This is a genomic window from Streptomyces deserti (assembly GCF_054782695.1).
Genome location: NZ_BAAGRZ010000036.1, coordinates 43,958 through 66,885 on the forward strand (window position 1 = coordinate 43,958; position 22,928 = coordinate 66,885).

The 22,928-nt window shown below is 69.9% G+C and carries 22 protein-coding genes and 2 pseudogenes; 12 read left to right on the plus strand and 12 right to left on the minus strand.

The window, feature by feature from the left end; translation table 11 throughout:
• Nucleotides 1–45 precede the first annotated feature (45 nt).
• From ACYVMZ_RS34825 to ACYVMZ_RS34850, 6 genes are all read right to left on the minus strand, one after another.
• Complete coding sequence (locus ACYVMZ_RS34825) at nt 46–672, minus strand: hypothetical protein (RefSeq protein ID WP_461086876.1); 627 nt, start codon at nt 670–672, stop codon at nt 46–48.
• Nucleotides 673–1,104: 432 nt separating this feature from the next.
• Nucleotides 1,105–1,893 (minus strand): hypothetical protein, encoded by a 789-nt coding sequence (locus ACYVMZ_RS34830; protein WP_461086877.1) that lies wholly within the window; start codon nt 1,891–1,893, stop codon nt 1,105–1,107.
• Nucleotides 1,894–1,964: 71 nt separating this feature from the next.
• The gene (locus ACYVMZ_RS34835) at nt 1,965–4,010 is read right to left on the minus strand and encodes a glycosyltransferase (protein ID WP_461086878.1); all 2,046 of its coding nucleotides are present in this window, start codon (nt 4,008–4,010) and stop codon (nt 1,965–1,967) included.
• Between the two features lie 187 nt (nt 4,011–4,197).
• On the minus strand, nt 4,198–5,307 hold the full coding sequence (locus tag ACYVMZ_RS34840) for an acyltransferase family protein (protein WP_461086879.1): 1,110 nt from the start codon (nt 5,305–5,307) through the stop codon (nt 4,198–4,200).
• 348 nt (nt 5,308–5,655) lie between these two features.
• Nucleotides 5,656–7,257, minus strand: coding sequence for a peptide chain release factor 3 (locus tag ACYVMZ_RS34845; RefSeq protein ID WP_461086880.1), 1,602 nt, complete (start codon nt 7,255–7,257; stop codon nt 5,656–5,658).
• The gene (locus ACYVMZ_RS34850) at nt 7,254–7,706 is read right to left on the minus strand and encodes a MerR family transcriptional regulator (protein ID WP_461086881.1); all 453 of its coding nucleotides are present in this window, start codon (nt 7,704–7,706) and stop codon (nt 7,254–7,256) included. The genes ACYVMZ_RS34845 and ACYVMZ_RS34850 overlap by 4 nt, the downstream gene beginning before the upstream one ends.
• A gap of 412 nt (nt 7,707–8,118) precedes the next feature.
• Here ACYVMZ_RS34850 and ACYVMZ_RS34855 point away from each other — a divergent pair, with 412 nt between their 5' ends.
• The 3 genes from ACYVMZ_RS34855 (at nt 8,119) to ACYVMZ_RS34865 (ending at nt 11,349) form a co-directional block, all read left to right on the plus strand.
• Complete coding sequence (locus ACYVMZ_RS34855) at nt 8,119–8,835, plus strand: antibiotic biosynthesis monooxygenase family protein (protein WP_461086882.1); 717 nt, start codon at nt 8,119–8,121, stop codon at nt 8,833–8,835.
• A gap of 4 nt (nt 8,836–8,839) precedes the next feature.
• Complete coding sequence (locus ACYVMZ_RS34860) at nt 8,840–10,525, plus strand: ribonuclease J (protein WP_461086883.1); 1,686 nt, start codon at nt 8,840–8,842, stop codon at nt 10,523–10,525.
• A 95-nt stretch (nt 10,526–10,620) separates the two neighbouring features.
• Nucleotides 10,621–11,349 (plus strand): spermidine synthase family protein, encoded by a 729-nt coding sequence (locus ACYVMZ_RS34865; protein WP_461086884.1) that lies wholly within the window; start codon nt 10,621–10,623, stop codon nt 11,347–11,349.
• A 118-nt stretch (nt 11,350–11,467) separates the two neighbouring features.
• Here ACYVMZ_RS34865 and ACYVMZ_RS34870 read toward each other — a convergent pair whose 3' ends face one another.
• Nucleotides 11,468–12,073, minus strand: coding sequence for a TetR/AcrR family transcriptional regulator (locus tag ACYVMZ_RS34870; protein WP_461086885.1), 606 nt, complete (start codon nt 12,071–12,073; stop codon nt 11,468–11,470).
• Between the two features lie 104 nt (nt 12,074–12,177).
• On the opposite strand from ACYVMZ_RS34870, the gene ACYVMZ_RS34875 reads away from it, so the two are divergent.
• Complete coding sequence (locus tag ACYVMZ_RS34875) at nt 12,178–13,617, plus strand: MFS transporter (RefSeq protein ID WP_461086886.1); 1,440 nt, start codon at nt 12,178–12,180, stop codon at nt 13,615–13,617.
• 155 nt (nt 13,618–13,772) lie between these two features.
• On the plus strand, nt 13,773–13,931 hold the full coding sequence (locus ACYVMZ_RS34880) for a hypothetical protein (protein ID WP_461086887.1): 159 nt from the start codon (nt 13,773–13,775) through the stop codon (nt 13,929–13,931).
• Here ACYVMZ_RS34880 and ACYVMZ_RS34885 read toward each other — a convergent pair.
• Both ACYVMZ_RS34885 and ACYVMZ_RS34890 read right to left on the minus strand, forming a co-directional pair.
• A complete protein-coding gene (locus ACYVMZ_RS34885) occupies nt 13,886–14,926 on the minus strand; it encodes an MFS transporter (protein ID WP_461086888.1) in 1,041 nt (346 codons plus the stop codon). The genes ACYVMZ_RS34880 and ACYVMZ_RS34885 overlap by 46 nt on opposite strands.
• Nucleotides 14,923–15,585 (minus strand): antibiotic biosynthesis monooxygenase, encoded by a 663-nt coding sequence (locus ACYVMZ_RS34890; RefSeq protein WP_461086889.1) that lies wholly within the window; start codon nt 15,583–15,585, stop codon nt 14,923–14,925. Before ACYVMZ_RS34890 ends, ACYVMZ_RS34885 begins: the two co-directional genes overlap by 4 nt.
• 146 nt (nt 15,586–15,731) lie before the next feature.
• Here ACYVMZ_RS34890 and ACYVMZ_RS34895 point away from each other — a divergent pair, with 146 nt between their 5' ends.
• The 5 genes from ACYVMZ_RS34895 (at nt 15,732) to ACYVMZ_RS34915 (ending at nt 19,731) form a co-directional block, all read left to right on the plus strand.
• On the plus strand, nt 15,732–16,391 hold the full coding sequence (locus tag ACYVMZ_RS34895) for a TetR/AcrR family transcriptional regulator (protein ID WP_461086890.1): 660 nt from the start codon (nt 15,732–15,734) through the stop codon (nt 16,389–16,391).
• Nucleotides 16,392–16,683: 292 nt separating this feature from the next.
• A complete protein-coding gene (locus tag ACYVMZ_RS34900) occupies nt 16,684–16,863 on the plus strand; it encodes a hypothetical protein (RefSeq protein ID WP_461086891.1) in 180 nt (59 codons plus the stop codon).
• Nucleotides 16,845–17,969 carry a hypothetical protein gene (locus tag ACYVMZ_RS34905; protein ID WP_461086892.1) on the plus strand — a complete coding sequence of 375 codons (1,125 nt, stop codon included), beginning with the start codon at nt 16,845–16,847 and terminating at the stop codon, nt 17,967–17,969. Before ACYVMZ_RS34900 ends, ACYVMZ_RS34905 begins: the two co-directional genes overlap by 19 nt.
• A complete protein-coding gene (locus ACYVMZ_RS34910) occupies nt 17,966–18,538 on the plus strand; it encodes a phosphoribosyltransferase (protein ID WP_461086893.1) in 573 nt (190 codons plus the stop codon). Before ACYVMZ_RS34905 ends, ACYVMZ_RS34910 begins: the two co-directional genes overlap by 4 nt.
• Nucleotides 18,535–19,731, plus strand: a complete 1,197-nt coding sequence (locus ACYVMZ_RS34915) for an MFS transporter (protein ID WP_461086894.1) — start codon at nt 18,535–18,537, stop codon at nt 19,729–19,731. Before ACYVMZ_RS34910 ends, ACYVMZ_RS34915 begins: the two co-directional genes overlap by 4 nt.
• A gap of 62 nt (nt 19,732–19,793) precedes the next feature.
• Here the strand turns inward: ACYVMZ_RS34915 and ACYVMZ_RS34920 are convergent, their stop codons facing one another.
• The gene (locus tag ACYVMZ_RS34920; protein ID WP_461086895.1) at nt 19,794–20,480 is read right to left on the minus strand and encodes a response regulator transcription factor; all 687 of its coding nucleotides are present in this window, start codon (nt 20,478–20,480) and stop codon (nt 19,794–19,796) included.
• Nucleotides 20,481–20,564: 84 nt separating this feature from the next.
• Between ACYVMZ_RS34920 and ACYVMZ_RS34925 the strand changes: the two genes are divergently transcribed.
• Nucleotides 20,565–20,825 carry a histidine phosphatase family protein gene (locus tag ACYVMZ_RS34925; protein WP_461086896.1) on the plus strand — a complete coding sequence of 87 codons (261 nt, stop codon included), beginning with the start codon at nt 20,565–20,567 and terminating at the stop codon, nt 20,823–20,825.
• Between the two features lie 514 nt (nt 20,826–21,339).
• On the opposite strand, the pseudogene ACYVMZ_RS34930 reads toward ACYVMZ_RS34925, so the two are convergent.
• Nucleotides 21,340–22,348 (minus strand): annotated as a pseudogene (locus ACYVMZ_RS34930) (IS630 family transposase).
• 119 nt (nt 22,349–22,467) lie between these two features.
• Here ACYVMZ_RS34930 and ACYVMZ_RS34935 point away from each other — a divergent pair.
• Entirely contained in the window at nt 22,468–22,875 is a 408-nt protein-coding gene (locus tag ACYVMZ_RS34935; RefSeq protein WP_461086897.1) for a hypothetical protein, read from the plus strand.
• Here the strand turns inward: ACYVMZ_RS34935 and ACYVMZ_RS34940 are convergent.
• A pseudogene (locus ACYVMZ_RS34940) lies at nt 22,847–22,928 on the minus strand (IS5/IS1182 family transposase); the annotation flags it as partial. The gene ACYVMZ_RS34935 and the pseudogene ACYVMZ_RS34940 sit on opposite strands and share 29 nt — an antisense overlap.

Here is a 22,928-nt window from a genome sequence, read left to right on the forward strand (position 1 = left end):
CGATGAGTCACCCGCCCGACCTCGCCCCGGCGCGTCGGCGTGCCCTCACGGGTGCAGCATGTGCAGGCGGCCGAGCAGGGCCTCGATTCGCAGTGGGGCGCGCACGTCGCGGGCGGGGGCGCCGTCCACGTCCAACCGATAGGCGCCCCAGGCGCGTTCGAAGCGAAGGCGGCGGATGCGGCGCCTGCCGAAGGAGTCACTGCGCGCCTCCAGCAGCCCCTGCTCGGTCAGGGTGATGCGCAGGGGCAGGTCGCCGGGTACGGTGATCTTCTCGTTGCCGAGGATGAGGCGGGCGTTGCCCGGGTGCGGCTGTAGTGAGACCAAGGTGGTCTCGCGCACGGCGACGCCGAAGCCGCCGTCGGAGAGATGGATGCCGATGATGGGGCTGCGATGGGCTCCGAAGGTGTTCAGCTCGCCGCCCGACCGCCCCGCGGGGCGGTCGATGAGCAGCGGCAGCTGCCACAGGGCCGCGGCCCGCATGGCCTGCTCCGGATGGGGTCCTCCGGCGTGCACCAGCAGGTCGACGACCGGGCGCCGGACGCCGCGGTCTGGGCCGCCACGCTCACCGGCCTCGGGGACGGGGCTCAATTCCGTGCTCCGGATGCCGTGTTCGGCCAGACGTGTCCGCAGAAGCAGGGCCCGCTCCCGGTCTCCGAGGTTCCAGCTTCGCACGATGGCCAAAGTGGGGCGCCGGCCGGGAGGGCGTCGGCGATGCGTACGGCGGCGGCCAGGAGGCGCTCAGTCTCCGGCCCGTCCGTGCCGGATCCGGTGTCGGGGGACGGGGTCGAGGACAGCATGCGGACTCCTTGCGCACTCGGGACGGACCGATCAGGCGGCGCCGGGAATGCGACCCGCACCCGCGCCGGGGGGTGTGCGGGCCCGCGAGACCTGCGCGTCAGACAGGAGGTGGCCTCGCGGGCTGCGGCAAGACGGCCGCTTCGGACCGACGACCCCGCGGCCCCGCCTCTGTGGCCCGAGGCGGGACGAACGGCGGCGTTCCGACCCTTCATCTCTAACCTAACGTGAGAGTCGCATTGGTGTGAAGCAGACAGGGCCCCTCGGTGCGGCAGCCCCCAGGTAGACCCTCCATGCTTCCGGTCTTCCTCAGCGCAGGCCGGCGGCCGGGTCTGAGGTGAGCCAGCCGCGGGCGCCCCAGAAGTCGACGGCCCGGCAGATCGTGCTCAGGCACCGCTGCGCGCGGTCGCCGCCGTCACCCCAGTGCCCGAGGCTCCACTGGGTGAGCCGGTCGGCGGCGCCGTCCTCGTCCAGCACGGTCAGCCGGTTGTGGGAGCCGAGATGGGTGCCCAGCAGCAGCATCGCGGTGGCATCGGCCTGCCCGGAGGACTCGCCCATGAAGGCGGCGATGGCCTGCCGGACGGTGGGCACCATGGACGGCGACGGCGACGGCGCGGCCTTAGGCCGGGCCTGTCGAGGGCGGGCCGGGGCGTGCGGAGCGGGTGAACTCTTCGCGGGCCCAGCCGGGTTCGCCGCGGCGGCGGGAGCACGCTTCGGGGTCGGGGCGGGAGCGGGCGCGCCTGCCTGCGGCGCGGCAGCCGCCGGCGAGTTCTGGGCGACGCCGAGGCAGGCGGCGACGTAGTCGCTGGGTACGGGGGTGTTCTGGGAGATGGACGTTTCCAGCGCCTCGGCGTCGCAACGGCGGCACAGCGGGACTTCGCGCCAGCCGATGATGGACAGCTGGGTACCGCGCGAGTGCCGGGTCATGGCCTGCGGGCGGTGGACGATGTCCTGGCCACCGCAGTTCGCGCAGCGCGCGCCGCCGCGCATCCATTGCGCCGTGCAGCTCAGGCAGGTGATCCTGATGTCATCATTCACCTGTTCGCCGCGCAGGTCCTCGGCCTCCCCGCACGACGGGCACGCCGCCACACCCGCCATGATCGTCGCCCTCCTCGTCGCGGAGCCTTCACCCGACAGAGTCTACCGTCACGTGAGAGTAGACTTCCGGGTCAGGCTTTTCTCTGTCTGAGCACGTGGCGAAGGCGCCGTCGGACGCCGGCAACCGGGTCGACGGTCCCCAGGCGCAGGGTGAGGCGGTCTTGCCCGGCAAGCGGTCTGGCGTATGCGGGCAGGCCACGGCGGCGGAAACGCAAGGTGGGAAGAGCGCGATCTCCCGGGACGGGCACCTCCTCCGCCCCGGGAACCCGCAGGGCCACGGAGAGCCGCCAGTCGCCCCAGTGCAGCGTTCCGGCGGCGAGGGCGCGGGCGAGGTCGACGCGGAGTGCGACTCGGCCGCCGGCGCCGATGGTCACGGTCTGGAAGGCGTCGAGCTCGACGGTACGGCCCTCGCGGTGGGCCCGTACGACCAAGTCATCGGCGGTGATGTCCCTCACGCCGATGCGGCCGTCGAGGGCGAGAGCGCCGGGGGTGTTCTCCGCCCAGGTGACGCCGGCCATCGTGCAGTGCGGGCGCACGGAGTGCTTGCGCTGGCCGACGTCGAGGGTGAGGTTGTCGTACGGCTTGGTGAAGTAGGGGGTGATGATCTCGGTCCGTGCTTCGGCGAGCCGCACCAGGTGCGGCCGGGGACGGGAGTCGATGTCCGGGGACCGCCGGTTGCCCAGCCGGGCTTCCTTGACGATGTCCTGGCTGCGCACGCGGAGGAAGACGTCCCACAGTCCGGCGGGCAGGGGGCCACCGTCGGCTGCGGTGGCGGTGTCGATCCGTGCGGCGAACCCGGCTCGGTCGTAGTCGTACAGGCCCTCGCCTTCCGATGTCGTCAGGTCCGCCGTGTCGGTGGTTGGTGCGGGGAAGGTGTACTCGGTGCGGCTCTCGCGCTCCCGCAGGACGACTTCGGTACCCGTCTCGTGGGTGTCGACGCGATGGATGTAGGCATGGCCCTGGATTTCGAGCCATCTGCCGCTCAGCGACAGCGCGTCGAGGTGGTGGCGTACGGGCAGTTGGCCGGTGATGTCGTAACAGTCGTCCGGGGCGCCCACGGCGGGATCCCGGAAGAACGGGTAGGCCCCGAAAGCACGTCCCTTGTCAACGACGACCTTGTCCCGACGGCCGGATCTGTCGAAGTCGATGACCGTGCGCAGTTCGTCCAGCATCCCCCGGTGGGCGAGGTTGAAGCGCAGCCGGGTCATCGCGGGCAGGCGCTCGGTGATCTCGTCGGTGCACCAGGTGTCGAGCAGGCGCCGGACGCCGGCGAGGGCGGTCTCGCGCACGTCCGGCTCGTTCTCGCGCACCAGGTGGGCGAGGGCGCCGTTGAGGTCGACCTCCAGGTGGCGGCGGATCAGCAGATCCCGGCGTGGTCCTGCTTCCACTTCCCGTTCCAGCAGTTCGGACATCAGGTGCAGGAAGCGCAGTCTGGGCTGTGTTCCGCGGGTGGTCAGCGTGACGTTGTTCCCGTCCTCGCGTTCGACCCAGTAGTAGCAGTCGTAGTCGGCCACGACGGAGATCGCGGCGGCGTGCAGGTAGGCCATGGCGACGAAGGGCTGGTCCTCACCAACCCGCAGATCGGTGCGGAAGCGCAACCCGAGCCGCTCGATCAGTTCGCGTCTGAAGAGCTTCAGCGGGCTGAGTGTCCAGTAGACGCGCGAGGTGAAGACGTCCGTTCTCGGCTGGTTGCGCCGGAACATCGAGCGGGGTGCGCCCCGGCCGCCGACACCCACCATCTTGCCGAGCACCACGTCGGAGCCGTTGGTGTCGGCCATGGCGACCATGCGTTCAAGGGCCTCAGGGCCGAGGTGGTCGTCGGCGTCCAGGAAGAACACATACCGGCCGCAGGCCAGTTCCAGTCCCATGTTGCGCGGAGCCGAGGGCCCTCCCGAGTTGGCCTGGCGCGCGACACGGATGACGTCGGGGAACTCCTGTGCCAACCGGTCCAGTTCGGCGCCGGTGCCGTCCGTCGAGCCGTCGTCCACGGCGATCAGCTCGATACTGCCGCGCCCGATCGTCTGCTCCATCACCGACATCACGCAGCGCGTCAGATAGGGCATCGCGTTGTACGCGCCGACAATGACCGAAACATCCGGGACGACGTCAACCGGCATATTACTCACAGATTTTGGCCTTCTCGTGAAAGGGCAATTGCCCGACTGGGGTGCGGCAGGCGTGCCGCGCCACCGGCCGCGGGCATTCCTGCGGCCGGAAGGGGTGTTCTTCGCCTTGTGCGGCATCGCTGCTGGGCGGGCGTCAGCCGGCCACAGCCGCCGTACGGCGGGGAAAAAGGAGAGTGGCTCAGCCCTTGGCCGGCCGCTCGGCCAGGTCCGGGCGGAAGGCCCAGACCAGGTTCGGCTCAGTCACCGAACGAAGGTGACGGCGCACCGGCGGGGTGCACAACAGGGTGACGGCAACGGCGGTGATGACCGAGAGAAGGACCTTCCCCGCCGGGTCGTTCAGCCAGGTGTAGGTGTCGACGACACCCGCGTACTCCGCTCCCTTGGTCAGGAAGCCGTGGAGCAGGTAGCCGCAGATCGTGCCGGCGCCGAGCACCGTGAACCACGTGCGCCGACGCGGCACCCAGGACAGGAAGGCGGCCGTCAGCAGCACGGAACAGCCGAAGAGCGCGAACGTCATGACGACGCCGGTCCACCAGGGTTCCCCGATCTCCTGGGCGCTGGAGCGCCGGAAGAACCACTCGGTCCGCAGGCGGGTCGACGCCCAGTAGGCGAAGGCGAGCGCGCCGACGAAAAGAGGTATGGCCAGCAGCCGGATCTCCCGGCGTCGCAGGAGCTGGAAGTGTTCGGCCTTCAGGCACAGACCGAGCACGAAGAACGGAAGGAACTGCAGGACCCGCTGGAGGTTGAGGTCGTCGCCGAAGCCAGGGGTGACGGAGGCGAGCACCGCGACGGTCAGCGCGACCGCCAGGGGGTGCCGCAATTGCTGCCACAGCGGTGTGGTGAGCCGCCAGATGAACAGGGCGGCGAGGAACCAGGTGAGCAGCCACGGATCGAGCAGGCTGATGGGATGGTCGGGCGCGTCGTCGGCGTACCGCTTGAACAGCGAATAGGCGGTCTCGAAGACGACGTACGGAACGGCGATGCCACCAACCAGGCGCCTGATCTGGTGAGGCCGGGCGGTGAAGCTCCGGGACAGGTAACCGGAGATGATGATGAACGCCGGCATGTGGAACGTGTAGACGAGGACGTACAGCGCCTTGGTGGCGCGGCTGGTCTCCACGAGCTCCCAGGCATGCGCTACGGCCACCAGGACGATCAGCAGGTACTTCGCGTTGTCGAAGAACGCGTCACGCGTACCGCCGACAGATGACGGGCCGCTGTCTCGCGTTGTCGCCTCCGGGGCCGGGGAACGAACTTGCGTGACGGCATTCGGTATGTCGTTCGACAAGACGCTACCCTCTCGTGACAGAAGAGATCCCGAGGGTGCTCAGGCGCCGAACCGACGACACAGGCCACCGGCCGCGGCGCGGAGCGACGACCTCAGGCACCGGCGACACTCACCCCGTCCGCACGCAACGGCCGTGAGAGCGATCATCTGCCACCCACTCTAGCAGGCTATTTACCTTTCCTTTGCCACAGCATGGCGATTGCTTTACGTGACACCTGCTGGCCCACCGCACTCCGAGCCGAAGGTCCACAGAAGTGCTGATCAACCGAGCGACGGCCGACGGAATCCGGCACAACACTCTCACCTAGCGGGAGATATTATCCTGCTCCCAGCTCGCTGGAGGCCGTCCTACTCGTGGGCGGCGATGAGGTGGTCCAGTCGTGCAGCGGGGAAGTCCCGCTCGAAGGAGCCCGCCTGCCAGCGGTCGGGGAACAGGGCGAGCTGTGCCTTGTCGCGGATGCGGGTGAGGGCCTCGCCCTGGACGATCCGGGAACGGTTGAGAGCTTCCGCTCCGGCCGTGTCGGTGGCGCGGGCCAGGCGGTAGGGCAGCGTCTCCAGCTTCACCGGGGAGGAGAACTCCCCGGCCATGCGGGCGCTGACGACGTCGAACTGCATCGGGCCGACCGCGGCCAGTACCGGCGCCTGGTCCCCGCGCAGGTCGGAGACCAGGACCTGGACGACACCCTCCTCGTCCAGCTGCGCGATGCCGCGCCGGAACTGCTTGGAGCGGGAGAGGTCGACCGGGCGGGCCACGGCGAAATGCTCGGGCGCGAAGGTGGGCATCGGCGGGAACACCGTTGACTGGCCGGCGTAGAGGGTGTCGCCGACCCGCAGCGCGGTGGCGTTGACCAGGCCGACCACGTCGCCGGGGTAGGCGATGTCGACCATGGAGCGGTCCTGGCCGAAGACGCTGTGCGCGTACTTGGTGGCGAACGGCTTGCCGGAGGCGGCGCGGGTGACGGTCATGCCGCGCTCGAAGATCCCCGAGCACACGCGCATGAAGGCGATCCTGTCCCGGTGGGCGGGGTCCATGTTGGCCTGCACCTTGAACACCAGCCCCGAGAACGGGGCGTCCACCGGCCGAACGTCTCCGCTCGCCACCTCGCGCGGGCCGGGCGGCGGGGCGAGGTCGACGATCGCGTCCAGCAGCAGCCGCACTCCTATGTTGGAGATCGCCGCGCCGAAGAAGACTGGAGTGGTCCGGCATGCCAGGAACGCCTCCTGGTCGTGTACGGCACCGTCGACCTGGAGGAGGTCAAGCTCCTCGACCGCCTTTCCCCAGTCCGCGCCGTCCTCCAGGGTGGCCCGATCAGCCGAGACGGGTTCCTCTGTGGCTTCCTGGGCACCGCCGGGGGTGCGGGCGTAGCGCAGCATCTGCCCCGGCCTGCGTACGTCGATCAGTCCGCGCAGGTATCCGGCGTCGCCGACCGGCCAGGCGATGGGGGTGGGCTTGAGGCGGAACTCGCGCTCGATCTCGTCCAGCAGCTCCAGCGCCTCACGGCCGGGCCGGTCCCACTTGTTGACGAACGTGATGACCGGGATGCCGCGGTGCCGGCAGACGTCGAAGAGCTTGCGGGTCTGCTCCTCCAGTCCCTTGGCGGCGTCGATGAGCATCACCGCGCAGTCCACCGCTGCCAGCACGCGGTAGGTGTCCTCGGAGAAATCCGCGTGGCCGGGGGTGTCCAGCAGGTTCAGCAGGCATCCCCGGTGGGCGAACTGCAGCACCGCGGAGGTGACGGAGATGCCGCGGGCCTTTTCCATATCCATCCAGTCCGAGGCCACCCCGCGCCGCCCGGCCTTGCCGTGCACCGCGCCGGCCTCGGTGATGGCGTGGGCGTGCAGGGCGAGGGCCTCGGTCAGGGTGGACTTGCCCGCGTCGGGGTGGCTGATCACCGCGAACGTCCGCCGCCGGGCCGCCTCGGAGGCCGCCCGTTCGCTGGAGGAGCTCATCGCGCCGCCTCCGCATCCGCGTTCGCTGCGGTCGTGGCGTCCACGAGCCGGGCCAGGTGGCCGTGCAGGGAGCGGGCGAAGTCCTCCGCCTGCCCCAGCTGCCGCCGCAGGTCCTCGCACCGCGCGTCGGCCTTCACCCAGTACGTACGCAACCGTTCCACCAGTTCCTCGTGTGCTTGCTCGTGGTTCTCCGGCAACGGTCGACCGTCGGCGGGGAGTTGTTCCAGTACGTCCAGCAGGGCGCGGATGTCGTCGAGGCAGAAGCCCAGCGGCCGCATCCGCCGCACCAGCGTGAGCCGGCGCACGTCGGCCTCGGTGTAGAGGCGGAAGCCGCCCATGCTGCGCTCGCTCGGGGCGACCACGCCGGCGTCCTCGTAATGGCGGATCGTCCGCAGCGACAGCCCCGTGCGTTCGGCCACTTCGCCGATCTGCATCAGCTGCTCGCCCACGACTTCACCGCCCCACCTCGTGTGCCGGCGTCCTTGCCAGAGTACAAACCTACCCTCTCGTTAGGGTAGGTTTGCAAGCGAGTGGAACCTGAGGGCAGCCGCGGACAGGCTGCCGTCGTCGTCTCGGCAGCGTCGCCTCACTCCTTCTCGGGGTGGCGCTGCCGTCCACCCTCTCGTCCCCGGCGAGGGCAACCGACCTGATGCCGCTCACACCCGCCACCACCCCCGGCTCCTCCCGGGCCCAGCCCTCCCGAGTCGTCGATCGAACCGGAGGAACTGCTGGGCAAGGAGGCATGAGTTCCCGCGCGCCCGGATCCTGACCTGGGGCTCGGTAAAGCAGTTGCCCAGCCAGGCCCCCACCCGCGCATCATCGTCGGGACCGGACCGCCCCTCGCCCTTCAGGGAGACCGCGTTGACCACCGACCGTTTCCCGGACATCGCCCGCGCCGGCACCGCCGTGATCGGCACACGGTATGTCGAAGGACCCGACCAGCAGCTGCTGGTCATGGATGACGAGGTGCATGCGCTGGAGGGCGCTGCCCCACCACGCGGCCTGTCTGCCGTCAGCTGGTTCGCGAGCACGGACGGCGAGAGCGTGCTGTCGCTCGCGCAGTGGGAGAACGCCGTGGCGTACGACGCGTACCTGCGCGGCGGTGGCTGCGCCGCGCCCCTGGCCGGTCCGCCCCGCTACCGGCTGTACCGCAGCCTGGCCGAGGAACACGAGACCCGTGTCCCGGGCTGCCTGATCACGGCCGCCTTCGACGTGGACGGGCTCGAGCGGCAGCGTTCCTTCACCGACGCCGTGATCGCCGCCCAGCCGAAGGAGGGCGGGCACCCCGGCGCGATTTCAGCCCACTTCCTGCACAGCACCGACGGCAGCCGCGTCCTGCTGTACACGGAGTGGACCAGCATCGAGGCGCACCAGGAGGCCGCCGAGGCCGGTGACCACGACAAGGGGCACGAAATCTTCTCCGGTACGCCCGGGGTACGGCCCACCGGCGGCGGGCGCTACCACCTCCACCGCTCCCTGCCCTCCCGCTGCCCTGACCGAGGCGCCCGGCGTCGCACAGAGCCCCGCCTCGACCGTGCAAGGCAGCGGATCGTCCCGGCGGACCCTTCGGTAGCGTGAGGGTATGAGCCATCCGCACCCAGAACTCAAAGCCGCCCCACCCCTACCCGACGGAGGGCTGAGGGTCACCGCCCTGGGCGGCCTGGGCGAAATCGGCCGGAACATGACCGTCTTCGAGCATGCCGGGAAGCTGCTCATCGTCGACTGCGGTGTGCTGTTCCCCGAGGAGACCCGGCCCGGCGTGGACGTGATCCTGCCCGACTTCACCTCCATCCGGGACCGCCTCGACGACATCGTCGCCGTCGTCCTCACCCACGGCCACGAAGACCACATCGGCGGCGTGCCCTATCTGCTGCGGGAGCGGAGGGACATCCCCCTCGTCGGCTCCAAGCTCACCCTCGCCTTCATCGAGGCCAAGCTCAAGGAGCACGGGATCAGGCCCCGCACGGTGCGCGTGCGCGAGGGCGACCGGCGCGGCTTCGGCCCCTTCGACTGCGAGTTCGTGGCCGTCAACCACTCCATCCCCGACAGCCTCGCGGTCGCCCTGCGCACCGGTGCCGGGACGGTGCTGCACACCGGTGACTTCAAGATGGACCAGTTCCCGCTGGACGACCGGATCACCGACCTGCGCGCCTTCGCCCGCCTCGGTGAGGAGGGCGTGGACCTGTTCCTCACCGACTCCACCAACGCCGAGGTCCCCGGCTTCACCACCTCCGAACGCGAACTGAACCCCGCGATCGAGCAGGTGATGCGCACGGCGCCGCGGCGGGTGATCGTCTCCAGCTTCGCCAGCCACGTGCACCGCATCCAGCAGGTCCTGGATGCAGCCCACCAGCACGGTCGCAAGGTGGCCTTCGTTGGCCGTTCCATGGTCCGCAACATGGGCATCGCCCGTGACCTGGGCTACCTCAAGGTCCCCTCCGGCCTGGTCGTGAGCACCAAGGAGCTGGAGAAGCTCCCCGACCACAAGATCACCCTGGTGTGCACCGGCTCCCAGGGCGAACCGATGGCCGCCCTGTCCCGGATGGCCAACCGCGACCACCAGATCCGCATCGGCAAGGGCGACACCGTCCTGCTCGCCAGCTCCCTCATCCCCGGCAACGAGAACGCCATCTACCGGGTGATCAACGGACTCACCCGGTGGGGCGCCAACGTCGTCCACAAGGGCAACGCCAAGGTGCACGTCTCCGGCCACGCCAGCGCCGGCGAACTCGTCTACTGCTACAACATCGTCAAGCCCCGCAACGTCATGCCCGTGCACGGCGAATGGCGCCACCTGCGCGCCAACGCCGACCTCGCCATCCGCACCGGCGTCGACCCCGACCGGGTCGTCATCGCCGAGGACGGCGTCGTCGTCGACCTCGTCGACGGCCGCGCCGCCATCACCGGCAAGGTCCCCGCCGGCAACGTCTACGTGGACGGCATGGAAGTCGGCGGCGCCACCGAAGCCTCCCTCAAGGACCGCGTCACCCTCGCCCAGGAAGGCGTCATCACGGTCGTGGCCATCGTCGACGCCGACACCGGCGCCCTCGCCGAGGCCCCCGACTTCCTGGCCCGCGGCTTCGTCCACGACGACACCACCTTCGAGCCCGTCATCCCCGTCATCGAGAAGACCCTGGCCACCGCAGCCGAGGAAGGCGTCGGCGACGCGCACCAGCTCGAACAGCTCATCGCCCGAGCCGTGGCCAACTGGGCCTTCCGCACCCACCGCCGCAGGCCACTGATCATCCCCGTCATCATCGACGCCTGACAGGGCCACGCCCCAAAACCCCACGCTCCCGGGCAGGACGAACAAGGCCATCCCGCCGACCCCGCCAGCATCGACGACACCAGAAAGGTCAACGGATGAGCCTGCGTTTCGAGGAGATCGACTGGCAGCCGACACCGATCGGTGAAATCAGTCTGCGGCGCCGCCGCCATCCGGTGTCGGGCGAGGACGTGTACGAGGTGAAACTCGGCGACGAGTTCCTGATGTCCAGCCTCTTCACCTCCAGCGAGACCGCGTTGGCGGAACTCGCACTGGACCAGCTGCCGGATACCGAACTGGACGTCGCCGTCGGCGGACTCGGACTCGGCTACACCGCCCGGGCCGCGCTGGACGACCCCCGGGTCCGCTCGGTGACGGTGATCGACGCGCTCGCCGAGGTCATCGACTGGCACCGGCGCGGCCTGGTGCCTCTCGGCGCCCGGCTGGCGTCGGATGCCCGCTGCTGCCTGGTGCACGGCGACTTCTTCGCCATGACCGCCGATCCCCACGGCCTGGACCCGAAGCAGCCCGGCCACCGCTTCCACGCCATCCTGCTGGACATCGACCACTCACCGCGCCATGTCCTGCACCCGCGCCACGCGACGCTCTACCAGCCCGCCGGGCTCCGCGCCCTGGCCGGCCACCTCCACCCCGGCGGCGTGTTCGCCCTGTGGTCGAACGACCCGCCCGACGACCGGTTCACCTCCGCACTCACCGAGGTCTTCGCCCAGTCAGAAGCCCACGTCGTCGAGTTCGACAACGCCCTGCAGAGCGGCACCTCGTCCAACACCGTCTACCTGGCCGGCAAGGGACCTGGCTCGTCGTAGGGGCAGTACGCGGATCTCCGGGGCGTGTTCAGCGCCCCTGCTCTCCCGTGCTCTTCCCTCGGACTCGTCACCGTTGCGCCACGGACGCTGCTGATCCGACGGTGGCCCGGCTGACTGGTCAGGGGCGGCAGAACAGCTGGTCCAGGTGGTAACCCAGTACGGTCATCGCCGACTCCGGGGTGCGCCGGCCGACGAGGACGCTCGTGCCGAGGCCGTGGCCGAGGGCGAGCAGGCGGGCCGATTCGATGTCCGGGTCGGCATGCGGGTCGAGCGCGTCGTCCGTCTGTGCCTGCCGCAGCAGGTCGGCGAGTTGGGCTTCCAGACGGTCGGGGCCCTCGGCGAAGGGCTGGGCGGCGAGGTCGGGGTCGGTCATCGCCAGCATCGCGCATGAGGTCCACAGGATGTGGAAGGTGCGGCTGGCTTCGTCGGTGGGCAGGGCCTCGGCCAGCAGGGTCTCGACGCGGGCGCGCAGGGACGGCGCATCCGGCAGGGCGGCCAGCCGGGCCGCCCAGCGGTCGTGGCTCTGCTGTTCCAGGTGCCGCAGCGCGGCGAGCATCAGGCGGCCCTTGGTCTCGAAGTAGTACTGCACGAGCCGCAGCGAGACCCCCGCCTCGGCTGCGACCGCGCGCATGGTCACGGCGTGCACGCCCTCACGGGCGGCCACACGGACCAGGCCGTCGATGATCTGGGCCCGGCGCTGGGCATGGTCGGCGGTTCTCGGCACAGCGGGCCTCGCTCGGAGTTTCTCGGCTTCTTTGTGATACGACGTATCATAATCGTCCCGGATCCGACGGAGGTGGGCTCACGCCCGGTGAGGAGCTGGCGGACGTGGTGCAGCAGGACGAAACGGCCCGGGCCGGTGCAGCGGCGGCACCGGCCGGGCGGCGCCGCGCGGGCTGGGTGCTCGTTCTGGCCTGTGCCGCGCAGTTCATGGTGGTCCTGGATGTGTCGGTGGTGAACGTCGCCCTGCCGTCGATCCAGTCGGCCCTGGATTTCGCCCCGGCGGGTCTGCCGTGGGTGGTGAACGCCTACGGGCTCTGCTTCGCGGGGCTGTTGCTGCTGGGCGGCAGGCTCGCCGACGTCCTGGGGCACCAGCGGGTCTTCGTACTGGGTCTTGCCGTGTTCTCGGCGGCCAGTCTGGCGGGCGGGGCTGCCGCGTCGCCGGGCGGTCTGATCGCGGCCCGTGCCGTGCAGGGGGTGGGGGCGGCGCTGCTCGCACCGGTCACGCTCACGGTGCTGACCGGTATGTTTCCCGAGGGCCCGGTGCGTACACGAGCCCTGGCGGCGTGGACAGCGGTCGGAGTCGCGGGCGGCGCGGCGGGCAACCTGATCGGCGGCGCGCTGACCGAGTACCTGTCCTGGCGGTGGATCCTGCTGGTCAACGTTCCCGTCGGCGCGGGGGGTGTCCTGCTGGCGCTGCGGCTCCTTCCCCAAGAGCGCACCCCTGCTGCCGGCCGGCCGCGGCTCGATGTCGCGGGGGCCGTGGTGGCGACGGCGGCTCTCGCCGCCCTGACCTACGGCCTGGGGCAGGCCGAATCCCGCGGATGGGGCGCACCTGTCACTGCGGGCACCCTCACGGCGGGCCTGCTGGCGCTGGCCGGCTTCGTCTGGCTGGAAGGACGTGTCCGGACGCCGCTGATGCCGCTGCGGCTCTTCCGCATGCGGTCAGTGGCCGTGGGGAACCTGGTGCTCGTCCTGACCGGCGCCTGCTTCATCCCCATGTGGTACTTCCTCTCGCTGTACATGCAGCAGGTACGGCACTACAGCCCGGTGCAGACGGCGATCGGGTTCCTGCCACACACGCTGATCACGATGGCCGTGGGCGCCCGCGTGGCGCCGTGGCTGCTGCGCCGGGTCGATGCCCGCGCTCTGATCCTGGCCGGTTGCGCCGTCTGCGCGGCCGGCTTCGGCTGGCAGAGCCGCATCACCCCCGACAGCGGCTACATCGACGGGATCCTGGGGCCGGCGATCGTCGTGTCCGTCGGCTCCGGAATGCTGCTGACGCCCCTCACAACCGCCGTGACCAGCGGTGTCACTCCCGGCGACGCGGGCGCCGCGTCCGGGCTGATGAACGCCGCCAAGCAGGTGGGCGGTGCGCTCGGTCTCGCGGCGCTGGCCACCCTCGCCGCGACCGGCGGTGATGCCGACGCCGCTGACGTCACCGAGGGGTACGCGCGGGCCTTCACCGTGATCGCCGCAGTACTGGCGGCCGTCGCCGTCCTCGCCCTTGCGCTGCCCAGCGAGGACCACGCCCCCGAGCCCGACTGATCGACGCCACGTCGCCGGTCCCCACAGCAGCGCCTGCTCCCCGGGACGATACGTCCTCTCATGCCTCGCTGTTGGCAGCGGAGGCCGGATCGGACACTGCCTGCTCCTCGGGGTCCGTGGGCTGAGAGTCGTTCAGCCGGAACAAGGCGATGAGGATGGCCGTGGTCCCGGACGCGGCGACCAGGGCGCCGGTCGTGATGGACGTGGAGTCGACCAGCGGCCCGAAGAGCAGCGGCGAGCCGAACTGGCCGCCGAACAGGGCGGTGGCCTACAACGAGGTGGCCGTGCCGCGCTGTTCGGGCGGCGCGGCGTGATCGACCAGGACCGTCAGGGTGGGCATGGCGATCCCACTGGCGAACCCGGTCAGCGCCGGGACCAGCAGCAGGGGCAGCGCGTGCTCGGCGAAAGCGAAGACAAGCAGTGCCGCCGTCCAGGCGCCGGCCGCGATCCGCATCAGGACGGCATGCCCGAGCCGGGCGGTGAGCTTGGCGTAGGTCAGGCCGACAGCGCTGGCGGCGCCGGAGGCGATCACCGTGCCGTACAGGGCGACCAAGAGGGTGTTGTGGATGCCGAGTTGGTCCAGGCGGCGCGGCAGGAACACAGCCAGGACCATCATGAGCGCGGTCGTGGCCACCCACAGCCCGCACAGGCCCGCAAGCTTGGGATGCCGACGCAGCAGCCGCAGCGCACCCCGCCGGCTGCCGCCGCCCGCCTCGTCCGTGCCCGCAGCCCGCTCTGGGACGGAGGGCAGGGCCAGCAGGGTGGCGGCGCTCAGCGGGAGGGCGACGAGGTAGACGGCGAAGGGCGCGTGCCAGGAGAGGGTGCCCAGCGCCCCGGCCGCCAGCGGGTAGAGGAACCCGCCCGCGGTGGTGGCGGTGGTCCGCCAGCCCATGGCCCGGTCCCGGGCGGCCCCCCGGTACAGGGCGAGGAAAGCGACGGTGGAGCAGGTGAACACCGCCGCCCCGCCGACCCCGAGCAGAAGACGGGAGGCAAGCAGCACGGGATAGGAGTCGACGAACAGCCCCGCTCCCCCTCCCACCGCGTACACGGCCAGGCCCGTGGCCAGCGGTCGGCGCGGCCCCAGCCGGTCGGTCAGGCGTCCCACCAGCGGGCTGACGACGGCGATGGCCAGACTGTGGCAGGTCAGGATCAGGCCGGCCTGCGTGCTGCCGACGTCCAGGCTCTGCCGGATCACCTCGATCACCGGGGCGATGGTTGCCCCGCCCATCACCCCCAGCGTGGAGGCCAGCAGCAGAACCGCCAGCGCCGGCCGTCCGGGCTCGGCGTCCGCCGGCGGTGTCCGCGTCACTCTGCCACCAGCGCGGCATGCAGGTGCCAGCGCTGGTAGCCGCAGGGCCGTACGCCCGGGATGTCACCGCTGACCCGGCGCCGGACGTGCTCGCCGCGCGGTGCGGTGACCGCGTCGAGGTGGGCCTGTTCGTCGGTCCATTCGGCGTAGTTGAACACCCGTGTGCCATCGGTACTGAGGTGAAAGTGCGCGGCGATCGAGCCGGGCATGGGCGCCACGTCCTTCGTCATCGAGAAGACCTCGTCGACGAAGTGGCGCTGCCGCTCGGGGCCTTCGACCTCGAACACCGGCGTCACCACGCACCCCACCGCGACGCCGGTCCGGTCCGCCGTGGTCACGTGCGAGCGGTGCCGGCGGTAACGGACCGGTACCGCCGGCTCGGTGCCCGGAATCCCCGGCGCATAGGGCGCGCTCCCGGCAAGGGCCCGGTCCAGGGCCTCGTCGCCGGTCCACTGCTCGTACGCCATCAGCGATGCCCCGTCGGTGCTGATGAACAGCGACCAGCTCAGCAGCCCGTCGGGCCACGCCTCCTTCTCGCGCTCGGTGACCGCGCCATCGGCCAACAGGCGCTGCTCATCGCCCGCATACCGCACGGTGATCACTGCCAGGCCCGCATCGGTACGGTCGACCTCGGGCGGTGTCTCAACACGACAGCTCATACGACTACTTCCCCCAACACAGGCACTCAGCGGGCGGGCCGACGCAGACCCACTCCAGAAAATGAGACTGAGTGCAATTATGGCATGAGTACCGATAGGGCTCCAGTGCCTCTCTGGCCCAAGTACGGTGTCGGTAGCCTGTTCCCGTGCCCACACAGCCCTCCGCCACGGACGACACCGCGCTGCCGCTGCGGGAACGCAAGAAGCAGCGCACCCGCCGCGCTCTCGCCGATATCGCGCTGGCCCTCTTCAGCGAGCGCGGGTTCGACCGTGTGACCCTCGACGAGCTCACCGCCCGGGCGGAGATCGGCCGCAGCACCTTCTTCCGCTACTACGGCACCAAGGAAGACGTCGCGATGGCCGCCGAGGGGGAACTGTGGGACGCCTACATCACCCACTTCACCGATCACACCGGCCCCGGTCCTGCGCTGGAAGCACTGCGCGCCTCCCTCACCGCGGCCATCCTCGGCATGCCCGAAGACTGGGACCGCCGATTCCTCGCCACCCGGCGCCTGGCCGCGGGCACTCCTGTCCTGCGTGACCACAGCATCCTGTCGTCCATGAAGGCGCAGCAGCGCCTGGTCGAACTCCTCGAAGAACGCCTCGACACCGACAGCCGCGAGGACGTCCACCTCCGTCTGCTCGGCGAGTTCGCCCTCAGCGCCTGGCGCTGCGGCGCCCGCAACTGGGTCGCCGGCCGCGGCTACGGCAACCGGCGCGGCCACGGCGGCAGAGCCACGCTTGCCCGGCGCGTCGACGAAGCCTTCGACGCCATCCCCGGCAGCCTCGCCGTCGAACTTCCCTAGTCGGGCCGCTTCTCACAAGGGCGCTCCATACCGGGCGCCTCGCCGACGACCGTGCAGGTGACCGGCTCGGTCTGCCGCCTGTTTCCCCGTGCCGTCGCAACTCCACGCCGTAAGGAGCCGATGGCGCCATCGCTCCATGCCACGCGGAGAAGAAATCGCGTACTCAGGCGCATGCCGAAAAGGATCTCGATGGCTAAAGTCACCGTTCGGTCACGGCCGCAGCCTGGGCCTGGCCCCAGGTGCGCGCCGGATGCCACCGGCCGGTGCACGACCACCGACACAAGGAGGGCGCGTGGGGATCGACACAGCTCACAACACGCTGTTCGACCGTCCGCAGGAGTCCCGCAACAGACTCATCGAGGCCGTGCACCACCGGGGCGTGGGCGTCCCGGAGAGGGGCTCCAGTTTCTTCATCCACCTCAGCGAGCTGTGCCCGTCGCCTGCGAGCACTGTATGTACGCCTCCGACCTGACACGGAAATCCGCCAAGGACTCCCTGTCGCGCCAGGAGCTGGACGACGCCATCGACTTCATCAACGCCTCCCGCTCGGAGAAGCTCAACATCACCGGAGGCGGCGAACCCTTCCTGAAGTTCCACAGCATCCTGCGACTCCTGGAGCGGGTCGACGTCCCGCGCATCGAGATCGTCACCGCCGGCTACTGGGGCAAGCACGACGGCCGGGCCGAGCGGCTGCTGCGGCAGATGGACGAGGCCCTTGGCCGCAACCCGCACACCCCCGAGGCCCTCTTACGGCTGAGCATCGACCGCTACCACATCGAGGCACCCCGCCCGGTCCGCATCCCCCACTACGGCAACATCACCCGCGCCTGGCAAAAGCTGCGACCCCGCTTCCTACTCGGCTTCCGCAGCATCCAGCCGGACATGGACACCGTGGACACCACCCTCGCCCAGGAGGTAGGGGCGAGGGTGGAGACGGTCAACGACTGGAACCGACGCATCGTCCTGCCGGACGGCACGGCCCAGCCGATCACGTTCAACGTGTTCCGGCTCAGCGGCAAGGCAGCCGAACTCCGCGACGACCTCCTCGAAGGAACCCGGACCATGAAGGAGTACTACGCCCCCTTCGAGTCCGGAACCAACCGCCTCACCCTCGCCACCGCCGTCAACGACGCGATCCGCGGAGCCTACGCACCCAGCCCCGGCGCCGCGGTGACCCTCAACTCCGACGGCACCTTCTGGATCTTCGCCGGCACGGCACCCGACCGGCGCCTGATCCTCGACGGGCAGCACTTCGACGAGGCCATGCACCACTTCTTCGCCGACCCGATCACCCGTTTCCTCGTCGACGACGGTGTCTGGGCCCTGGCCGACCTCGTCGCCCGGCTGGACCCGGCGACGCACGATGCCGCCATGGCCAAGAACGACGTCGCCTCCCTGGTGGAAGACCTGCTGGCCCCCGACGACGTACGGCTGGCGGTCACCCTGCTGACTGCCCAACGCCAGATCGACCAGGGGCGCGCATGCGTGGCGGGCGACCCGCAGCTGGCCGAACTGCTCGGCTCGGGCGCGGATCTGACGGCCTGGTGCACCGACGCCGTCCGCGGGGTCCGGCTGTGAGGGCCGGCGAAACGGTGGTGCCCGATCCGGGCGGCCTCTACCACACCCTGGTAGCCCCGGGGACGGACCCCGAACAGGCCCGCCGGCACATCTTCACCCTGAGCCGCGTCCTCGCCGACACCACAACATCCGCGCTGTGCGTGATCGTCTTGCGCGGCGGACAGCTGCTCTACCCCGGCTTCGCCCCGCCCTTCGCACACACCGACTTCAGCCTGCTCGCCATGGAACGCGACGAACACGGACAGGCCCGCCGCCGCTACATGACACCACCAAGCCGCTCGTACTACGACACCGCCGTCCTCGTCGACTGCGTGGCCGCAACCGGCGGCACCCTCCTCGCCGCCCGCCAGGAACTGGCGGCCTCCTGCGACATCTCCCACCACCTGGCCGCCGTACTGTGCGCATCCGACCAGACCACCCGCACACTGATCAAGTCAGGCATCGACGTCGTCGGCTTCCGCCTGCACGAGTCCCTGGACGGCAATGTCGTGACCCCCGACCTCGGCGAACTGGACGCCGGAGACCTGTTCAGCGGCGTCTCCCTGTTCCTGCGCAACGCATCCGCATGAGCCCCCAGCACCACAGCACGACCACCAACCGGCGCCCCCTGTCCGAGCGCGGCACAGTCGCCCTCGTCTACGCCGCAGGAGTCTGCGCCGGGATGGCGCTGGGCCGGTTCATCCCCCTGGAGTCCGGAATCAGAGGCGACTTCGGACTCTCGCTCGCCGCCTACGGCTGGCTCGTCTCCGGCGTCACCGTCATCGCCGCCTTCCTCGCCCTGCCCGCCGGAGTGTGGATCACCCGCAGCGACCTCGGCCGCGTACTGAGCACCGGCCTCGCCGTCATGCTGCTCGGCGGCACCCTCGAAGCCACCGCCCCCTCGCCGCTCGTCCTCTACACGGCCCGGCTGCTGGAAGGCGGCGGCTACCTGCTCGTCGTCATCACCGGCCCCCTGGTGCTCGCATCCCGCTGCGGACCAGCCGTCGAGCGCAGCGCCCTCGCCCTGTGGAGCACCTTCATCCCCGTCGGCATCGCGCTCGCATCCGCCGCCGGAACCCTGAGCGGCCCCCTCGGATGGCGGCTGACCACCGCCCTGACCGTGGCCCCGGCGGCAGTACCCCTCGTCGGCACCCTCCGGTGGCTGACCGGCATCAGCAGCACCACCGAGACGAACAAGACGCAACCACCTCGGCGAACAGGCGACCTGCCCCCGGCGCTCTGGCTCTCACTCTCCTTCAGCCTCATCGCCCTGCTCGGGGTCACCGTGGTCGCGCTGATCCCCAACCTCGCCGCGGACCAAGACGTCCGCCCGGCACTCGGCAGCGCCACCGCCGCCGCCGTCTCCCTGGCCAGCGTCCCCGGAGGGCTGCTCGCCGGCGCCCTCATGCACCGAGGACTCCCACCCCGACGGCTGGCCACCGCCACCCTGGCCATGCCCTGCGCGGCCGTAGCCATCTACCAACTCACACCCTGGACGGCCATCGCCACCGGAGCAGCGGTCCTGCTCGCCGCCAACGGACTCGTCCTCGCCGCCCTGTACGCGAGCATGCCCACCGTCGCCCGTACTCCGCAGGCCCTGCGCCGCAGCTACGGCCTGCTCAACCAGGCGGGCAGCATCGGCACCCTGCTCGGCCCACCCGCCTTCGGCTTCGCCGTCACCCACACCAGCTGGACCGCCGCCACCCTCCTGGTCACCGCCGCCAGTCTGATCGGCCTCGCCCTCTTCCTGACCGCCACCAGAACAGCGGACGGGACAGGATGAACTCCCTGACCGCCATCCCTGGGATGCGCCGGGCCGGACCGACGTGTTCTCGTACGGGCCTTTCAGCCGGCCTGTCCCGGAGCCATGGGCACGCTGAACCCGGACTGATAGGCGAAGGCAACCAGCTGGGACCGGTCCCGCACACCAAGCTTCTGCCGGAGGTGATACAGATGCGAACGCACCGTCGTCACCTGCAAGGACAGTTTCTGGGAGATCTCGTCGTCCGACAGCCCCGCCGCCACCAGCAGCAACGCCTCACGCTCCCGCGGCGTCAGCGACCGCAGTGCCTCCTGCACCGCCGCCACCGGCCTGGCATGCCGCCAGAACAGCCAGTCGATCAGCCGCCGGGTCACCGCACCGGTCGCGGCGGCTTCGCCCGCCGCGAGCGACCGCACGGCTCGAATCAACTCGTCCGGCGGTGTCTGCTTCGCCAGATACCCGTACACACCGGCCCGCAACGCGTTCATCACCGACACATCATCCGTGCGCGTGGTGAACATCAACACCTCAGGCGGGGCTTGTCCCGACCCGCTCTTCGTCACGCGTGCGACCACCTCCAGCCCCGAAAGCCGCGCAAGCTGAAAGTCGGTGACCAGAACATGAGGTGAGAAGCGCCGCACCAGCGACAACGCCTCGACCCCGTCGCCCGTACTCCCGACCACATCGATGTCCGGCTCACCGCCCAGCGTGCCAGCAAGGCCATCCCGAACCACCGGAAGCTCATCGCAGATCAGCACACGTAAGGTCACGAACCAACACTACCCTTACGTAGGAGTCAAGTTGCGGGGGAAGGCGGCCCCCAGCGTTGGTAGGCAGTCGCCGTATCTGCCTCAGTGCATACCCTGATCCGCCACGGCCAGCCCCCCGCCAACGTCGCCTACACCATGCACACCGCCTTCCCTGGTCCCGAACTGACCCACCTTGGCCAGCAGCAAGCCGCTGCTCTTCTCACCGCCCTCGCTGACGAGAAGATCGACGCCCTCTATGCCTGCGCCCACCAGCGCATCGCACTCACCGCGGCCCCGCTCGCAGCAGACCGCGGGCGGCGGGTACTCGTTCGTGAAGGGATCCGGGAAGTCTCCGCCAGCCACTGAGAAGGTGCGAGCGACCACGCCTCCCACACCGCATTCCTGGAGCTCGCCAGTCACGGCGTGGCGATCCAGGTCTGGCTCGCGCCCGCGCAGTCGACCTCACCGTCCAGGACGTAAGAGAACGCGAGTTGGACACCACCGGTGTCGTGATAGCCGCCCGCGAAGCCGAAGGCATCTGGCGAGTCCTGCCCTGGGCCGGCCTCCCGGTCGGGCCAGCTGGGATTGAGCCGTGGGACAGCAGCCCGGCAGGGGCCAGTCCCCCGGCTCGGGCAGTCTGAAGCCGCCAGTGGGTCCGAGAAGTCTTCCAGCGTGCCGAGAGGCGCCATCAAACATCACCGCACCAGCTTCATGCCGTGCATCCCGCGAAACCCAGTCTCAAGCGACGAGAGCCGCTGCACAATCAGGCTCATAGGGTTGCGACGTTCGGACATCGTCTAGAGATCTTTAAGGGCTGAGGTTACGGCGGTTGGAGGTCGAGCCCGATCTTGGCGATGAGCCCTTCGATGAGGCGGGGGCGTTACTGCATCCGTTTCAGTCGCGTCTTCACCAACGCGGTGAGCTGGTCGAGGTTGTGTTTCGTGAGGTTGGCCAGCGACCTCTTCAGGTGCGACCACACACCTTCGACGGGGTTGAGCTCGGGAGCGTACGGCGGCAGCTGGTAGACGGTCAGCCATAATCGGGCGGCGATCAGCTCGCGCATGGTGCGACTGAGGTGCGTGTTCAAGTTGTCCCACACCAGAACGATGGGGCCGCCGAGCTGCTGGTGCGCGGCATCCAGCAGGCGGGCGTAGTCGGTCTCGGTGAAGCCCTTGCGACGGCCCCTGGCGGGACCACGGTCGAGGTGGATGCGGTAGATCAGCCGTGATCTGCGGCCGGCTTTGGTGAGACCAGCGCTGCCATCGAGACACGTTTGGTGCCTGCGGCGGTGACCCGCACCACCGGGGTGCGGCCCCGGCGGCCCCAGGTGCGGCCCTTGGGCGGCCTCAGGCCCTGGCCGGCTTCGTCCTCGAAGCAGAGCCAGGCGCCCAAGTCCGCCGCCCTCTTTTTATGACGGGCCACTGCTCGTCCTTCCAGGCGGCGATCTTCGCCTCGTCTCGCTCGGTGGCCTTGCGGGATGGGACCTGCACGCTCCAGCCGATGCGGTGCAGCAGCAGGTCCAGCCCGGCCAGGGTGTACTCGACGCCGAACCGGCTGCGCACGATCTCGGCGATCCGGGCCAGCGTCCAGCACTGGTCACTCCATCCGGAGGCGGCCGGGCCGGCATCCAACACCGTCAGCAGAACCTTGAGTTGTTCCGTGGCGAGCTTGCAACGGGCGCCGCCCGGGCCCTTGGAGGCCAGGGCCTGCCGACCGCCTGAAGCCAACGCCCGCCGCCAGCGGTTCGCCGACATCCGGGTCACCCTGAACCGTCGGGCCACCTCCCGGTCACTGGCCCCGCCTTCGATCAGGTCAGCGGCTGCGAGCCGGACTTGCTCACGCCGAGCCCGTTCCTCGGCCGTCAATCCACCGCCATCGGGATACCCCATTCTCCCCGCATAGCGCGGCCGTCGACAGCCGTCACGCCCCGACGTAACCCGCACCGTTAAAGATCTCTAGATCGAAGCACCCCGGAGAGCGGCTCCCGCGCGGAAGGTGTAGATGACGAGTGGCCCACAACGACGCCTACCACTGGCCGCCTGAGCTTTTGGACCTGCTGATCGAACTGGTGCCCCGGCTCAACCGGAGCAAAGAAGGGGTCCTTGGATTTTTGCGGGGCGCCGGCGTCAGCGAAGACCTGCTCGCGCCCCATCGACACCAGCTCGCCGCGGACAAGTCAGCAGTCAGCAAGTACAAGATCGTTCGTGTCGTGCTCAGCCAGATCAATGAACAGGGCGACGCGGGCTTGAGCGTTCGCAGGGAAATCATCAAACGAACGATCGAATTCGAGGACTTCTCCACACTGTGGCCGGACGACCGTCTCCCGGCCCCAGGGGCTGCAGGCAAACGTGCGACAACTCGTGAACGTCAAGGAGCGTTTTCCAACCTCAGTTTGAGCAGGTCAGGTGCAGGGTGAGGACGGCCTGAACAAGGCTGGTGATGCGGGTGGTGGAGCATCGCAGCTTGCGC

Bases quoted from the DNA above. Each gene is read 5' to 3' on its own strand.
- ACYVMZ_RS34830 (WP_461086877.1), bottom strand. From the start codon at position 1,893: ATGGCGGGTGTGGCGGCGTGCCCGTCGTGCGGGGAGGCCGAGGACCTG.
- ACYVMZ_RS34835 (WP_461086878.1), bottom strand. From the start codon at position 4,010: ATGCCGGTTGACGTCGTCCCGGATGTTTCGGTCATTGTCGGCGCGTAC.
- ACYVMZ_RS34845 (WP_461086880.1), bottom strand. From the start codon at position 7,257: ATGAGCTCCTCCAGCGAACGGGCGGCCTCCGAGGCGGCCCGGCGGCGG.
- ACYVMZ_RS34860 (WP_461086883.1), top strand. From the start codon at position 8,840: ATGAGCCATCCGCACCCAGAACTCAAAGCCGCCCCACCCCTACCCGAC.
- ACYVMZ_RS34865 (WP_461086884.1), top strand. From the start codon at position 10,621: ATGAGCCTGCGTTTCGAGGAGATCGACTGGCAGCCGACACCGATCGGT.
- ACYVMZ_RS34880 (WP_461086887.1), top strand. From the start codon at position 13,773: ATGGCCGTGGTCCCGGACGCGGCGACCAGGGCGCCGGTCGTGATGGAC.
- ACYVMZ_RS34890 (WP_461086889.1), bottom strand. From the start codon at position 15,585: ATGAGCTGTCGTGTTGAGACACCGCCCGAGGTCGACCGTACCGATGCG.
- ACYVMZ_RS34905 (WP_461086892.1), top strand. From the start codon at position 16,845: ATGTACGCCTCCGACCTGACACGGAAATCCGCCAAGGACTCCCTGTCG.
- ACYVMZ_RS34915 (WP_461086894.1), top strand. From the start codon at position 18,535: ATGAGCCCCCAGCACCACAGCACGACCACCAACCGGCGCCCCCTGTCC.